This is a genomic window from Fulvivirga ligni (assembly GCF_021389935.1).
Lineage (GTDB): Bacteria > Bacteroidota > Bacteroidia > Cytophagales > Cyclobacteriaceae > Fulvivirga > Fulvivirga ligni.
On sequence record NZ_CP089979.1, the window covers coordinates 4,228,782 to 4,245,409 of the forward strand.

The 16,628-nt window shown below is 37.6% G+C and carries 11 protein-coding genes; 10 read left to right on the top strand and 1 reads right to left on the bottom strand.

Features of this window, described 5'->3' with window-relative positions; translation table 11 throughout:
• Nucleotides 1-72: 72 nt before the first annotated feature.
• Nucleotides 73-822: an NUDIX hydrolase gene (locus LVD16_RS17795; protein ID WP_233769630.1), complete on the bottom strand. Its 750-nt coding sequence runs from the start codon at nt 820-822 to the stop codon at nt 73-75.
• A 77-nt stretch (nt 823-899) separates the two neighbouring features.
• Here LVD16_RS17795 and LVD16_RS17800 point away from each other — a divergent pair, with 77 nt between their 5' ends.
• From LVD16_RS17800 to LVD16_RS17845, 10 genes are all read left to right on the top strand, one after another.
• Entirely contained in the window at nt 900-3,263 is a 2,364-nt protein-coding gene (locus LVD16_RS17800; RefSeq protein ID WP_233769631.1) for a glycoside hydrolase family 3 N-terminal domain-containing protein, read from the top strand.
• Between the two features lie 316 nt (nt 3,264-3,579).
• Nucleotides 3,580-5,112: a SulP family inorganic anion transporter gene (locus tag LVD16_RS17805; protein ID WP_233769632.1), complete on the top strand. Its 1,533-nt coding sequence runs from the start codon at nt 3,580-3,582 to the stop codon at nt 5,110-5,112.
• 92 nt (nt 5,113-5,204) lie between these two features.
• A complete protein-coding gene (locus tag LVD16_RS17810; RefSeq protein WP_233769633.1) occupies nt 5,205-6,764 on the top strand; it encodes an Ig-like domain-containing protein in 1,560 nt (519 codons plus the stop codon).
• Between the two features lie 186 nt (nt 6,765-6,950).
• Nucleotides 6,951-8,396, top strand: coding sequence for an Ig-like domain-containing protein (locus LVD16_RS17815; RefSeq protein ID WP_233769634.1), 1,446 nt, complete (start codon nt 6,951-6,953; stop codon nt 8,394-8,396).
• Between the two features lie 228 nt (nt 8,397-8,624).
• Nucleotides 8,625-9,632, top strand: a complete 1,008-nt coding sequence (gene sbnA / locus LVD16_RS17820; RefSeq protein WP_233769635.1) for a 2,3-diaminopropionate biosynthesis protein SbnA — start codon at nt 8,625-8,627, stop codon at nt 9,630-9,632.
• On the top strand, nt 9,623-11,473 hold the full coding sequence (locus LVD16_RS17825; protein WP_233769636.1) for an FAD/NAD(P)-binding protein: 1,851 nt from the start codon (nt 9,623-9,625) through the stop codon (nt 11,471-11,473). Before sbnA ends, LVD16_RS17825 begins: the two co-directional genes overlap by 10 nt.
• Nucleotides 11,474-12,877 carry an alanine racemase gene (locus LVD16_RS17830; RefSeq protein ID WP_233769637.1) on the top strand — a complete coding sequence of 468 codons (1,404 nt, stop codon included), beginning with the start codon at nt 11,474-11,476 and terminating at the stop codon, nt 12,875-12,877.
• A 162-nt stretch (nt 12,878-13,039) separates the two neighbouring features.
• Nucleotides 13,040-14,434: a GAF domain-containing protein gene (locus LVD16_RS17835; RefSeq protein WP_233769638.1), complete on the top strand. Its 1,395-nt coding sequence runs from the start codon at nt 13,040-13,042 to the stop codon at nt 14,432-14,434.
• A gap of 460 nt (nt 14,435-14,894) precedes the next feature.
• The gene (locus tag LVD16_RS17840; protein ID WP_233769639.1) at nt 14,895-15,290 is read left to right on the top strand and encodes a response regulator; all 396 of its coding nucleotides are present in this window, start codon (nt 14,895-14,897) and stop codon (nt 15,288-15,290) included.
• Nucleotides 15,287-16,414, top strand: coding sequence for a sugar transferase (locus LVD16_RS17845; protein ID WP_233769640.1), 1,128 nt, complete (start codon nt 15,287-15,289; stop codon nt 16,412-16,414). The genes LVD16_RS17840 and LVD16_RS17845 overlap by 4 nt, the downstream gene beginning before the upstream one ends.
• The last annotated feature ends 214 nt before the right edge of the window (nt 16,415-16,628 follow it).

Below are 16,628 nucleotides of genomic sequence, written 5' to 3' on the forward strand. Positions count from 1 at the left end.
AAGGTAATATAAACGAGTAAAATTACTACTATTTTCTGCTAAATCGTTTTATCCACTCATCACAAATTCGCGCTACCAGGCCGTGCTAAAGCCATCTTGCATGGCTGTAAAGTATTTATCCCTATCAAACTTATACAGCGTGGGAGCTTTATGACTGGTACCCGTACGCTTTTCATTGGTATCAATGAGAATATCGTAAGAAAGCATCTTCCTTCTAAAGTTTCGTCGGTCTAATTCCTTACCTAAAACCGTTTCATATAATGCCTGCAATTCAGGCATAGTAAAGGTCTCCGGCAGCAGGTTTAATCCAATAGGCTGATTATTAAGCTCTAGCCTTAAGGTATGATGTGCCTTTTTCAAAATAAGACCATGATCAAGCATTAACTCTGGCAAATCGTTCAAAGAAACCCAGGCACAAAGTTCTGAGGTATGATCAGGCTGGGGCTCCTGTACTTTGGAATGTTCTACCAAAGCATAATATCCCACTGAAACAAATCGCTCTTCAAACCATGCCTGATTCTCAGGAGAAATTATCTCTTTCTTTACTAGTTGCTCAGGGTGCCCATCTACATTTCTTGATACGTTGCCAAAAAAATGAAACTGTCTAAGAAAAATATCTCTTACGCCGGTTCTTAACTCCAGAACCACGGCAGCTTCATCATCCACGTTTCTATCTTTCCTCACAAAACCACCGGGAAGTGCCCATAAATCAGAGTTTTTCATTTTCATCAATAGCACCTTCAGCTCATATTCATGAAAGCCGAATATTACGCAGTCTATTGAAAGACCTGGAACTAGTTCATCTGTATTAATAAAAGTCATGATAAGCAGTAGTAACAAAGTTGTGAAAAAATAAATTAAATAGCTATCTTAATGTCATAACGACACAATGAAAACTTATGAAAAAGCTACGATTTATTTTTTTACTATCATTTTGCACAATATTAAATAATATCTACTCTCAAGACTTAAATAAAAATGAGAAAATTGATATTTATGAAGATGACACTCAGCCGATTGAAAAAAGGCTAGATGATCTTGTTAAGAGATTAACGTTAGAAGAGAAGGCGCATCTTGTGGTAGGCATGGGGATGAACATACCAGGAATGTCTACCGCCGAGATCCCAGACAAAGTACCAGGAGCAGCTGGCAGCACCTATCCTATTCCCCGTTTAGGTATACCCTCAATTATACTTGCAGATGGCCCGGCCGGTCTACGTATCGAGCCGATTAGAGATTCGACTTCGTCAAAAACCTATTACTGTACAGCATTTCCCATTGCCACAGTGCTGGCTTCTAGCTGGGATGTTGACCTGGCAAAGAAGGTAGGTGTAGCCATGGGCCAAGAGGTAAGGGATTACGGAGCAGATATATTACTGGCACCTGCCATTAACATTCATAGAAATCCTTTGGCAGGTAGAAATTTTGAATACTTCTCAGAAGATCCGTATCTCAGTGGCCATATGAGTGCCGCTGTGGTTAATGGAATTGAGTCAAACGGTGTGGGCACATCATTAAAGCACTTTGTGGCTAACAATCAGGAAACTAACCGAATGATGGTAAACTCCATAGTCAGCGAACGTGCTTTGCGCGAAATATATCTGAAAGGGTTCGAAATCGTGGTTAAAGAAGCTCAGCCTTGGACCATAATGAGCTCTTATAACAAACTTAACGGACCTTACACCTCACAAAATTATGAACTGCTTACCACCATCCTTAGGGATGAATGGGGTTTTGAAGGCCTGGTCATGACCGATTGGTTCGCCGGTGATAATCCCGTAGAACAAATGAAGGCTGGCAACGACCTGATTATGCCGGGTATTCCCGAACAGACTCAGGCCATACTCAACGCTGTAAAAAATGGACAGTTAGAAGAAAAAGTGTTAGACACTAATGCAAGAAGAATTCTCAAGATAGTTCTGCAATCAAACGCATTTCATAATTATCAATATTCAGATGCACCAGATTTAAAAGCTCATGCCCAGATAGCCCGTGCAGCTGCGGCTGATGGCATCATTCTCTTAAAGAATGAAGATGTATTACCTCTAAAAGACACTAAAACTAAAATAGCAGCTTATGGTAATGGCTCATATGATTTCATAGCCGGCGGTACCGGCAGTGGAGATGTAAACGAAGCTTACACGGTATCTTTAGTACAAGGACTTAATAATGCTGATTATCAGGTAAATAATGCTCTACAGAAGAATTACACTGCATATATAGAAGCTGAGAAAGCCAAGCAACCAAAGAAAAAATTCTTCTTTGAATTATTACCGCCAATAACAGAAATGGCACTTAATACATCACAAGTGAAGCAGGAAGCTGGAGCTTCAAATGTAGCCTTCATCACTATAAAAAGAAACTCCGGAGAATTTCAAGACAGAAAAACAGAAGGTGATTTTGAACTTACTCAAGAAGAGTTACAAATGATTAAGACGGTTTCAAAAACGTATCACGATGCTGGAAAAAAAGTAGTGATGATATTGAATATTGGCAACGTGATAGAGACCGCCAACTGGAAAGATGATGTAGATGCAATAGTATTAGCCTGGCAAGGTGGCCAGGAAGCTGGCAATGCCGTGGCTGATGTGATTACAGGTAAAGTTACTCCTTCAGGTAAGTTGGCTACCACTTTCCCAATAAGCTATAAAGACACACCATCCGCTGATAACTTTCCAGGTGAAGCATTACCTGGAGCGAAGGAAGTATTCATGGGACCTATTTCTAAAGGAAAAGATTCTGAAGTGTTCTACAAAGAAGGCATTTATGTTGGGTATCGATACTTCAATACTTTCGACAAAAAAGTATCTTACCCCTTTGGATTTGGCCTCTCCTATACCAACTTTTCATACAGTGATTTAAAGCTCAGCACTAAAAATTTCAAAGATGAAGCCACTGCCACTATCACCATTACTAACAATGGAAAATATGCCGGTAAAGAAGTGGTTCAGTTATACATATCTGCTCCACAAAATGGTTTGGATAAACCTGAAATAGAACTAAGAAAATTTGCAAAAACTAAACTACTGAAGCCGGGTGAAAGTGAAGAATTAAAATTTATAATTAAACAAGATGACCTCAGTTCATTCAGCACTGAGCAATCTGCATGGGTAGCAGAAGCAGGAGATTACACCATCAAAATTGGGGCTTCCAGTGATGATATTAAAGCATCAAAAAAGGTTAACTTAAGTAAAGATATCACCATTAAGCGCGTTAATCGCCTATTAAAACCTAATAAACCCATCATCGACATGAAGCATTAAACCTCCATACAATACACCAATTGAGAGATCAAAACACTTTCAATTGGTGTATTTAAATAATGTATTATTTCACAATTGATCACATAATAAACCTACCTACCACATCTCGGAAAACTTCCCTGCCGCCTTTACTATTCTTATAAAAACTGGTATCTTCGCACCCTTAAATCCAGATGTTTTATGATCATTGTATTCCTCAACTGCTACTACACACTTGCACTGACTCAAAAACATCCTTTTACTAAATAACCAATAAGCAGCTCTGAGCTGCATCATTTATAATATCCTGTATTAGTTTTTTGTATTTTAAGAGTAAATGAAAAAGTATCTCAATCTTTTTGACTTATCACAACGTGTAGATTACAAAACCGAAGTACTATCTGGTCTGACGGTGGCCATCGCTTTAATTCCTGAGGCAGTAGCATTTGCCATCATGGCTGAGCTTTCACCTCTAACGGGTTTATATGCAGCCTTCGTTATGGGGCTTATTACCTCAATCTTTGGAGGTAGACCAGGACAAATATCCGGAGCCACTGGAGCAGTAGCAGTTGTAATCGCCTCATTATCCATCAGTCATGGTGTAGAGTATATTTTTGCTACAGTAGTTTTAGCAGGGATCATTCAAATAGCAGCCGGCTTTTTAAGGCTTGGAAAGCTGATAAGACTTGTGCCACAGCCCGTGGTTTATGGTTTTGTTAATGGTTTGGCTATTATCATCTTCACAGCACAGCTAGATCAATTTAAGGATGATCAAAAGAATTGGCTCACAGGGGAAAGCCTTTACATTATGCTTGCTCTGGTATTAGTTACCATGCTCATTATCTGGGGTTTACCAAAGATTACTAAAGCGGTTCCAGCATCTTTAGCTTCTATTTTCGCTGTGTTTGGAATTGTAATGGCGTTAGGCATAGATACTAAAACGGTAGGTGATATTGCATCTATAGAAGGTGGTTTCCCTCCTTTCCACATTCCTAGCCTTCCTTTTAATTTCGAAACCTTAACCATCATATTTCCCTATGCACTCATTGTAGCTGGCGTGGGCTTAATTGAAAGTTTGCTTACCCTCAACATCATTGATGAAATAACGGAGACTCGTGGAAGAGGTAATAAAGAAGCTGTCGCGCAAGGTATGGCCAATGTTCTTTCTGGTTTCTTCTCTGGAATGGGAGGTTGTGCTATGCTTGGGCAAAGTTTAATCAATATATCTAACGGTGCAAGAGCAAGACTATCTGGAATTGTAGCCGCTGTTCTTCTATTAATTTTCATCATGTTCGGCGCTAATTTGGTGGGTATGCTCCCTATGGCAGCGCTTACCGGACTTATGATTATGGTGGCCATTGGTACTTTTGAGTGGGCCAGCCTAAGAACTTTCAACAAAATGCCAAAGTCGGACATCTTTATTATGGTAATGGTTACTCTTGTTACTATATTCCTTCACAACCTGGCATTGGCAGTAGTAATTGGTGTAATTATTTCAGCATTAGTATTTGCCTGGGATAACGCTAAAAGAATCAGAGCCAGAAAAAGAGTTGATGAAAATGGCATAAAGCACTACGAAATATATGGCCCTCTTTTCTTTGGATCAGTCACCACTTTCAATGAAAAGTTTGATGTAGCCAATGATCCTAACGAAGTAATTATAGATTTTGCCGAAAGCCGTGTGGTTGATATGTCAGCCATAGAAGCCTTAAATAAGCTAACAGAGCGATATCAAAAGGCTGGAAAGAAAGTACACCTACAGCATTTAAGTTCAGACTGCCTGACCCTGCTTAAGAACGCAGATCAACTGATAGATGTAAATTTATTAGAAGATCCAAGCTATCATTTAGCCTCTGACAGGCTTGGTTGATACTTTTTAATGAAATTATATAACAACAATAAGTCTTGTTTCGTAAGACTTATTGTTGTTTTTTTGATTTCATTTTTAAATATCAACTATCTATGTTAACTCACTCAACTTTTTTTAAATGGGCTGGCAAAACGGCAGTTTTAGCCTTTACCCTTTTCGCCCTGCAGTCATGCGGTGATGATGATGGAACGCAAGATCCACCACCAGACACAACTGATCCATCTGTAACCATTAAAGATATCAGCGCAGGCCAAACAGTCTGGAATACAATCTCACTTACAGTAGAAGCAACTGACGATGATGAAATTGCAGATGTAGAACTTTTCATCAACAATGAAAGTGTAGCCCAAAGTAACTCCGCGACTGTAGATTTTGATTGGAATACATTTGAAGAAGAAGATGGCTCATTCACACTTAAAGCTGTGGCCACTGACGTTGCAGGAAACATAGCAACCCAAGAAATTTCTGTTGATGTACTCAACACATTAATATCTGCCTCTATTCCCGCTGATTTCTTTGAAGACAGTGAAACTGGCGTAATCTTTCTCTCCAATGCAGATGGATCATTAATCACCTCTATGGAGTTCGAAAATGGTGATAACATCACGCTAAAGGCGAATGATTTTGATGGTGAGGAATTCTTTTTAAGTGAAGGCTATACTCCAGAGGGTTTACAGATATACACTTTTGCTAAAATAAAAAGAGGCAGTACTTGGACATTATCAAAGGATGTAGACAATGATGATGATGGAGTGATTATCGGAACACCATTTACTGCAAGCCTCGAGCTAACTGGAGCCTCGCTGGAGAATGGTGAATATTACAACTTATATTCACATGGAGAGGACCTTTATGAAATTGATGAAAATCAAACATTGGAAATCGGCTTAGTAGATGAAACAAGTCCTCTGTATATCGTAAAATATTCAGCCCAAGGAGAAAAATTGAAATATCATTATTTAAATGAAATTATAGCAGGTGAGAATAGTCTAGATCTTAGCTTAGTAAATAATGACTTCTCTTCTGTTAGTTTCAATATTACCGAAGACATTGAGTCTTTTCAATATGACATTGAAGGCTTTCCTTCAGATGACACATATGATGTTGGCTTTGAGGTCGATCGCTACGAAGGCAACTCTGAGCCTGAAACAGTAACATTATACTATCCAAACGATGCTTTTGCCAGCTATTTTACCGACATATATTATACAACAGAAGATTATGAATATGAACAATTCGGCTATGGCATAGAAGGGATAGCCATCAGAGGTATTACGGCTTCTATAGAATTGCAAACTGGCGAAGAAAGCTTTAATTATACATCATCTGGAAGTTACGACTTTTTATTAATCTACACCGCCAGCGATAACATGTACAACTACTTCATACTTCCGGCCGGAACTAGTCAAGAAACTCCTCTTTTATCACTTCCTGCATCACTCTCAGACTACGACCCAAGTATAAATATCATTGGTTATGCATTCTACGATCATTTCAGCACTGAAGGCTACAATGAGTTCATAGATGAGTTAAAGAGTTCAGAATACGGTATTGGAAGCGTATTTGGGCAAGGAAACAGCCATGCATATTTAGAATTTCAAGTGGAGTCTTCTGGAGACAGAAAAGCCAGCATTCCAGATTTCTTCAAATAAGGACACAACAATAAATTATATTTTTAGGCCACTCTCTCCGGGAGTGGCCTTTTTTATTGTAAACTTCTCATTTTAAACTCAAGAAAAATTTTCTGATATTTCTAATTTCTCACTAGGGGATATGAAAGGGCTAGTTGTTAGACATATACAACCCATTTTAAACCTAGCCGCTAGGAGGACCAACAGATGCATATCAGACAATTCTTACAATCAGTGGGATTAAGACCAAGCTTTCTTACTGAATATACCGAAGAGGATAATTTGAAACACACAACTTCACGGATTCACATCCACAACATTGATAACGGCATGTCTCTATGGAATGTCGTTAGTATCAGAGCCGAAGTTTCACATGATGCAGAACTGAATTGCATCGAATTATATATTGACGATCAACTGCTCAGCCAGAATAACGGACACGAAATTTCAAGTCTTTGGAACACTAACAAAAATACGGATGGCGAGCACTCCATAAGAGTTAAGGCCACAGATTTCTTAGGCAATACATTTGAAAAAAGAATTAATGTATATGTTAAGAATATACTTGTTTCAATATCTAGTCCGTCCAATTTGCTTAGTGAAAATACAAGTGGCTATGTCTTTCTTTCAGATAAGTATGGTAAGGTCATTTGCACCCGTCAACTTAAAAACAAAGAAAGATTTGAGCTTAGGCAAACTGGCTACGAATCAGACAGCTTCTTCCTTACCGAAGCCTATATCAACCAACATCATGGTCTACGATTAAGGACCTTCGCCAATCTAGAGCGTGGAAGCCAATGGACTTTAAGCCAGATGTATATTGAACAAAAACCTCATGGCTCTAAAAAAATCAACTTTAAATCAATTGATGAGAAAAGCACCTATTACGCTACTAACTATGGGGGTTTAAAGCCCATTGATTCAGAGGAACATAACTTGTTATTTAATAATCATGATGACCAACTTTATGTAACGAGAAGAAACAATGATGGCATTTGCTTTAATTTATTTAATGATCTAAAAGAAAATGCCACCATTGACTTAAATCAGGTAGCTAATCCTGCTAATTTCATTGACATCACCTTCAATAATTCTAAAAAAGCCATGGCCTATATTGTTGGGTTCAATGGAGACTCAACTGATAATGGCGTCATAGTCTCACAAAAAGATACCGGTGGGAGAACACGAGTGACCTTCCCCTACCCTGGCGATATTTTCGAAAATTACCTTATTGTTTCCAGTGACTATGGTATGGATTATTGCTACACTCAAAAGAAATATGGCATCAAAAACGGCAATCACGTTGGTCTTGAGGTGAATTCTCAAGCTCAGATAATGGACGGGAAACTAACCTATCAGGCAGATGGAAACTTCACCTTTATGCAGGTTTCACTGGCCTCGAATAACTTTTATGAAGATGTGAGCTGGCATTATATTTTACCCAAAGCCAATGATATGGAGATCCCACTTCTTGAATTACCCGATGCTTTATCCTATTTCAAAGCTCCAGAATCTATTTCTTCCAGGAAATATTTCAGCATAGAAACCATAAGCACCTACAACGATCTAAAAGCTTTTATTGGTAAATCAAAAAAGGGCTTTCATGAAGTTTTAAATACTATAGGCATGGGATATGAAAAGCTAGAGTACTAAAATCCGTAATAATCTATTCCTTAGAACGGGGCTACTGTTGTCATCAATTTCGACATCATTAGCCCTTTCTTTTTACCATGAATATAAGAATAGTAATTCCTTCGAAGAATATTAGATAAATAATAAACAATTAACAACATCTTCTAAACCATAATCATACGGCTGTGTTATTTACATCGATAGAAAATACCAATTTCTAGGTAAGGTGATGTAAAGAAATAGGCCAATATGAAAACCAACGATCTAAAAATATACCCTAATACGCTGGCAGCAATAGGAAACACTCCATTAATCCAGCTGATGAATATATGTCCAGAATATCCTATTAATGTATATGGTAAAATGGAAGCCTTCAATCCAGGTGGCAGCATTAAGGATCGTACCGCCAACAATATTTTATTAGACGCCATTAATCAAGGTAAAATAACCAGAGAAACTACTGTAGTTGAATCTAGCTCTGGCAATATGGCTATTGGCTTAGCGCAAGCTTGCCTGGTCTATGGACTTAAGCTTACCGTAGTGGTTGATCCCCTGGTGAACAAACACACTTTAAAGATTTTGAGAGCTTATGGAGTCACCATTGATCAGGTGACAGAAGAACAGAACGGCAGCTATTTAAACGCCAGACTCCATCGTGTAGAACAACTTTTGAAGTCTGTACCAAAAAGCTTCTGGCCAAATCAATATGCAAACAAAGCTAATCCTGAAGCGCATGTTAACACCATGAATGAAATAGCCACGGCACTAAATGGTGAGGTAGATTATCTATTCGCCGCTACCAGCACCTGTGGCACACTTATGGGATGTGCTCATTACATTGAGCAGCATCAACTTAAAACTAAAATCATAGCAGTAGATGCTGAAGGCAGCCTGATCTTCAGTCAGCAGTCTAGCAAACGTTTAATCCCTGGCCACGGAGCAGGCCGTCCATCACAATTACTAGAGAGAAATAAAGTAGATGACGTGGTACATATCACTGATTACCAATGTGTTATGGGCTGCCATCAGCTATTAAATAGAGAAGCAATTCTTGCTGGCGGATCATCAGGGGCAGTGGTATCGGCATTACAACGCATAGCACCAAGCATTCCCGCGGGAAGTAATTGCGCTGTAATCTTATGTGATAGAGGCGAAAGGTATCTGGATACCATTTACAACCCAGACTGGGTAAGTCAACATTTTAAAGACACAACAGCAATCTTTAACCAGACAACATTAGAGCATCAATGGGCGTAGCAGAGAGTCAAACCAACAACATTACCGCGACTACAGAACCTCCTTCAAGTATCACTCGCATTGCAATAGTTGGCGGAGGCCCTAAAGGAATGTATGGGCTGGAGAGATTGGTAGCTGAGTTCACCGCACAACCACCTGAACAACCCATTGAAATTCACATTTTCAACAAAACCGAATTCTTTGGCTCAGGAGATGTATACCGGTCTGATCAGCCTCATTTCCTAAAAATGAATGTGCCTAACAATAAAATTGATATTTGGATAAGGCAGAATCCTCTTTGCCCTATCCAATATACTCCTACCTTCCCAGAATGGCTGAAGGATCAAAACGAAATAGATAATAACCTAAATGAGCATGATTATTCCGCCAGAGCTGTTGTAGGATTGTATCTAGAAGCTGGTTTTAAATCCTTACTCGATCATTTACCCGGTCAGGTAACGGTTCATTTACATATTGGTACCGTAAAAGATTTAAAAAAGGCTAATGAAGGATATGTCATCAATTATTTAAATGGCGACAACATAGATACATGGAGTGATATAGCGTTTGATCACATACTTTTATCCACAGGGCATCCAAGCAGACACCTAAGCGAGGAAGAGAAAAAATGGAAAGAAAGTGGATTTATTCCATTTATTTATCCAGTTGAACCTGTTCTTGATAGCGTATCACCTGGTTCGAAAGTTGGCCTAAAAGGCATGGGACTCACATTTGTTGATGCCGTTTTATCGCTCACTGAAGGCAGAGAAGGCAAATTTATAAGTCAGGAAGGAAATTTAGTTTACCAACCTTCAGGTTTAGAACCTCAAAAGATTTATCCATTTAGTCGCACCAGCATACCCATGATAGCCCGTGGGCCTGAATTGCAAGAAGAGTATGATCTACAATTCTTCACTGAAGACGCAGTAAATCATTTCGAAAGACCAGATTTTGAACTTGACCTGCTACCTTTAATCAAGCAGGAAATGGTTTTTATGTATTACGCTGTACTATTTGATCAACATCAGTTTAGCTTCTCTTTACCTAATAGTTTCAAAGACCTAGAAGATCAAATAGAAAATTTCCATCAGCAACAAAAACATATCTCAAGGTTTAATATTGATAAGTATCTCTATCCTGTATCTGAGCATGAGATTAATGATGGAGCTGAGATGCACAACTTCACTTTAAACTATATTAAAAAATCTAATAAAGAAGCTGCCAAAGGGACTAAAAAAAGCGCATGGGCTGCTGTATCACAGGTATGGAGCTTAATCACTCCTTTATTTATTGAAATATTCAAGTTTGGTGGTCTAAAGCCAGAATCTCACAAAAACTTCATCACTAACTATTCCGGTTTATTAAATCGAATTACTTACGGCCCTCCCGTGGAAAATATGTGCAAAATCGTGGCCTTGGCAGAATGTGGCATTCTTGATTTTAGCATCGGACCGTGTTCCGAAATTAAAAATGATAGGCATAACGAAAATTTTGAAATCACATCGAAGATAAATCATGCAGTAACTTCTGTTGATTATTTAATAGACGCCAGAATACCCAAGGTTTCAATAGAACAAGCGCAGGAAGGACTTTACTTCAATTTATTACAAAGAGGTGAAATAAAGCTTTTTGAAAATAATTGTGAGCAGGAAGAAACTGTCTACAAACCTGGTTGTATGGCCATAGATCCTTTTGGGTATATCGTTAATAATCAAGGGCATATAAATAACCAAATCGCAGCTACAGGCGCCCCTACCGAAGGTGTGACCTATGATAATGATGCATTATCTCCTCATAGAAACAACTTCGTCAGTATTTGGGCCAAAAACATTGTTAAAGAATTAAAATCTCATCAGAAATAAATGGAAACTGAAATAGCACTTTACCCCACCCTAACACCAATCATTCATTCATGGGTAGAGAATTTTTTAAAGGATTCTGACCAAATTCATGACCTATTTAAAAAGTACGGCTCACCCATCAATATATTATCACCTGAGCCATTCCTTGAGAATTTTCAGGCATACAAAGAAGTACTAGAAAGTCATGGCTTGGATCACCTGGTTTGCTTTGCCAGAAAAGCAAATAAGGGCACCACCTTCGTAAAAGCCGCCAGAGACCATGGCTTTGGTGTAGACACTGCAAGCTATCGTGAGTTAGAACAATGTTTAGATTTAGGAGTCAATCCTAAAAAAATTGTTCTTACTGCCTCCATTAAAAATATTAATCTACTAGAGCTTGCGGTTTCTAATGATGTACTTATTATCGTTGATAATCAGGACGAGTTGGATCAAATAGAGCAAGTGGCTCTTGAGTTGGGGCAAACTGCCAAAATTGGAATTCGGATTGGAGGATTTGAGGTGAATGGTCATAAACTTTATACCCGCTTTGGCTTTGACATTGACAATGTTCTCAATATCATGTTAGAACGCGTCTATCCTTCAGAACAACTAAATTTCAAAGGCTTTCATTTTCATTTAAATGGATATAGCATTGACCAACGAGCCAAAGCATTAACACAGACAATAGCACTAATAGATAAGCTAGGTAAATACAATATAAATACTACCTTCATTGACATTGGTGGAGGACTTCTTATTAACTATCTCGAAAACGAAGATGAATGGAACCTATTTAAGAATGAGCTTAAATTAGCTGTTCAAGGAGCCCGAGATCCCATCACCTTTCAAAACGATGGTTTGGGATACCAAATGATTGATGACGAATTGTGTGGAGAACTAAAAACCTATCCATACTTCAATAAAAAGAATAAGGCAGCATTCTTAAACGATATATTATCATACCCAACCCATAGAGGAACCATAGGCTCATTGCTGAAGGATAGAAATATAAGTCTAAGACTTGAACCCGGCCGTTCCCTACTGGATCAGTGTGGCATTACTATATCCAAAGTAGTATTTAGAAAATATGATAGCCAAAATAATTTACTCATAGGATTAGACATGAATAAAACCCAGCTCTACAGCTCCAGCGCTGACTTCTTACTAGATCCAATTGTTATAAATCAGCACAGCACTGAGTATAATGAGCCCACCTCTGGCTATTTTGTCGGTGCATACTGTTTAGAGCAAGATGTCATTCTCAAAAGGAAGATAAATCTAGAAAAAGTACCTGAAATCGGAGATATAGTTTGCTTCGTAAATACCGCGGGTTACATGATGCACTTTTATGAAACAGAAGCACACCTATTTCAATTAGCGACCAATCTATCTTTACTTAATACTGGTGAACTAAAAGAAGATTAGAAGGAGGACTTACTATTACCTGAAATCTGGTATAGAGGTTATAATAGCATTAATTTAATATTAAGCATAGTTCATATTTTTTAACTTAAATAATTGATGATGTCTTAATAGAAATTTATCTAATTTTAGTCTTATTGTAACGGTGAAGCTGGGTAATAACAAGTGAAGAAAAGCATCTTTAGGAAAATAATACCGAAAGATTTAACGGACTTAATAAGTTTGCTATCTGCAAGCATGGCTGCTTTGGTAGCTGGCTTATATTACATCACTGATAGGCCTGCTTCTTTTCAGATACTCCTTTTCTCTTTTATCCTCATAGTTCCATTTGCCCTTAATAGGTCAAATAGAATTAATGAAGCTAAATTAACCATAAGCGTACTCATACCACTCTGCGTAGCGGTGTTATCCATTTATAATAAAGCTCTTGGCGCTGCAAATCATGAAACATTAAATCCAGTCAATTTTTTCGATATTCGACTAGTAATTATTGTCAGCGTTTTAGTTCCAATGATTACTATTCCTCTCAGCAGAAAGGACCTACTCATACCAGCGGCACTTCCCTCCTTCCTCATCATCATTCTCTTCGATCCTTTACACAACCTCTTCGGAGCAGGCTATGAGAACACTCATCTAGCTACTTCAGAGTATTACTTTGCTGCAAATCTTTTTTCAATAGTAATTTATGCTTTTATAATCAGCGCATTTATATTTCAGAAAATGAAAAATGAGCGTAGTGAGAAGTCCCAATTTATTGAAGCTAACAATTTAAGAAGATACCTGCAGGACCTGACGCAGATTAGCCAGTCGAAATCCTTTCTTCAAGGCAACCTTGCTGATGGTTATAAGGAAATCATACAGACCATCCAACAATCTATGCAAGTGAGCATGGTAAGCATCTGGGAATTTAATGAAACCAATGATGCTATCTCTTGTGCTAACCTTTGTAAAGAAGGTCAAATACACTCTAATCAACTAAGCCTGAACAAACAAGATTTCCCAGAATACTTTAAGGCTATTAAGTTTGATAAAATAATAATCGCTGACAATGCCGCCACACATCATGCTACCTCCTGCTTTAGAGACAATTATTTAAAAGACAATAACATCAAGTCCATGATGGATGTAGGTTTTGTTAAAGAAGGTGAGATTTGTGGTGTAATATGCTGCGAAGTTCAGGACAAATTCAGAACCTGGAGTCTTGCAGATTCCATTTACTTGAAGGCCATGTCAGACATGCTTTCTTATCTTCAGGCCAATAAGAAACAGATCAGCAGAAATGAAGAGCTAGAAAGAAGAGTTGAAGAGCGAACATCAGAACTGCAGGAGAAGAACCAACAGTTACAGGAATATGCTTATATTAACTCCCACATCCTGAGAGCCCCTGTATCTCGTATATGTGGACTATATAATATCCTTGAAAACGATCACAAAAACCACCTCGACACAGAGATATTAGAGCATTTTAAAATTTCCGTTACAGAATTAGATTTTATCACCAAGACAATCACCGAGGCTATTGTAGATCTCAGCACCTTCAATCGGCATAGATTTCAATAACTTTGCACTCATTAAAAGTGTCAAAAATACAGTCAAAATCTGACTAAAATATTGCGTCTTTTGAACGGTTTTAAGCACATTTATTATTACCTTTAATTATCCCTGCCAACTTGAATTAACCTTCTCAAAATTAATGTAAGAAATTTATTAAAGAATGGTTACCATAACATAGAATTTTGAATGTATACTTGTATGATTTTTATATCATTGTGGTATAAAGAACATTATTCAACTAAACCTAGCTATTTTCAAAGGCATTAGCCATGTAATATTTTATGTTAAATGTTTTCATTAACAATTATAAAATTGTTAATTTTTAAAACTATTAACTAAAATATTGTTTTAAAAATAGACTGGTTTCATAGATTGAATTAACTTTAAAGGGTCAATTAAATTAAACCTTATTTCACGATAACGGTTTATTAGTTTCCCTACTGAATTTTTAAAACTAGTTGGCTATATGAAAAAAAAGAAAATACTCTTAATCGACGACGACGAGGCAATGAGATGGCTGATAAAAAAAATGCTTGAAAAGCATTTTGAAGTGGATGCTTTCAGTCATGTAGCTAATGCGATGAAACACATGGGCCTTTACGGGCGCCCAGATGTAATTATCACAGATATTCACCTGCCTATAATAGATGGAAAAGACTTTCTATCTAATCTAAAAACAAACGGACTTTACGCGGATATTCCAATCATTGTAATTTCTTCAAGACAAGATGAAGAAACGAAGAACCAATGTCTGGAAGCAGGAGCAGCTGAATACCTGATCAAACCATTTGATCCTGAAAAATTATTGGAGATAATTATTAACTTATCTGATTACAGTAGTAAGTCTAAAATTAATATATGAAAGACGAATACTTAACTAAATTAGAAATGACATCTGCGCAGGACCAGGCTACGGAACCAGAAGCAAACAAAGCTTATTTATTATTCATTGGTGCTTGTGACAATCTTTGCCTTGATTTGCGTTTAGAAGGTTATACAGTAAAAAACCTTGAATGTCCATTCGACGCTTACAACTGGATAAAATCAGTTGATGCTAAAGAATTACCTGATGTAATTATCGTCAATTCAGATATTTACATAGATTCGTTACAGCCTTATCAAGATATCAAAAACGGCATTTTGAAGGATGTGCCAATGATCTTCCTTGCCGATGAATTTAATGAGGAGGAAAGAGACCTAGCTATAAAGATTGGTGCCGAAGATTATTATACAGATAGTATAAGTGCCAGAGATCTTAGCCAAAGGATAGATTTCCTGGCGAGATTGAAAGAGCTATCTCAAAATCATGGTCATGTAGTGGAAGTTGGCGTAAAACCAGACTCCTCTTTATACAATTCAAACTCGTTTAAAATATGGACGATGAAGCGCGCATTTGATGTGCTTGTTTCAAGTACCATATTATTATTTATTAGCCCTATACTTTTACTTATAGCTATAGCAGTTAAGTTGGATTCCAAAGGTCCAATTTTCTATATATCGAAAAGAGCAGGTAAGGGATATCAGATATTCGATTTCTATAAGTTCAGAAGCATGCGTCAAGATGCGGATAAAGAAGTGCAGAGCATGCAGCACTTGAATCAATATAATATTGAAGAGAACGCTGTTTTCTTTAAAGTGAAAGATGACCCTCGAATAACCAAGTTAGGAAACTTCCTAAGAACTACTAGTTTAGATGAATTACCTCAGTTGTTTAACGTACTAAAGGGCGACATGTCTCTTGTAGGTAACCGTCCACTGCCTTTGTATGAAGCTGAAAAACTAACTCAGGATCAATGGGCGCTAAGATTCTTAGCTCCTGCTGGTATAACTGGTTTGTGGCAAATTACAAAAAGAGGAAAAGATGATATGTCTGTTGAAGAAAGAGTAGCTCTTGATATAGAGTATGCAGAGACTAACTCATTCTGGACAGATATGAAAATCTTATTTAGCACATTCCCAGCTGTAATTCAAAAGAACAAAGTTTAGCCTTGCGCGTTGATAACTAGATTATTATAAATAGTAGCCCAAAAGACTAGACACAGACCATAGTTATAAAGCAATAAATGAATTTAATAAGACTTGTGACGGATCCATCCTCACTCAGCTTTATTTAATAATAATAAGAGGTAAAGTAGAAATTACTTTACCTCTTATTATGTTGTTTTCATTGGTATGTGTACACTTCTGAGCCTATAACATT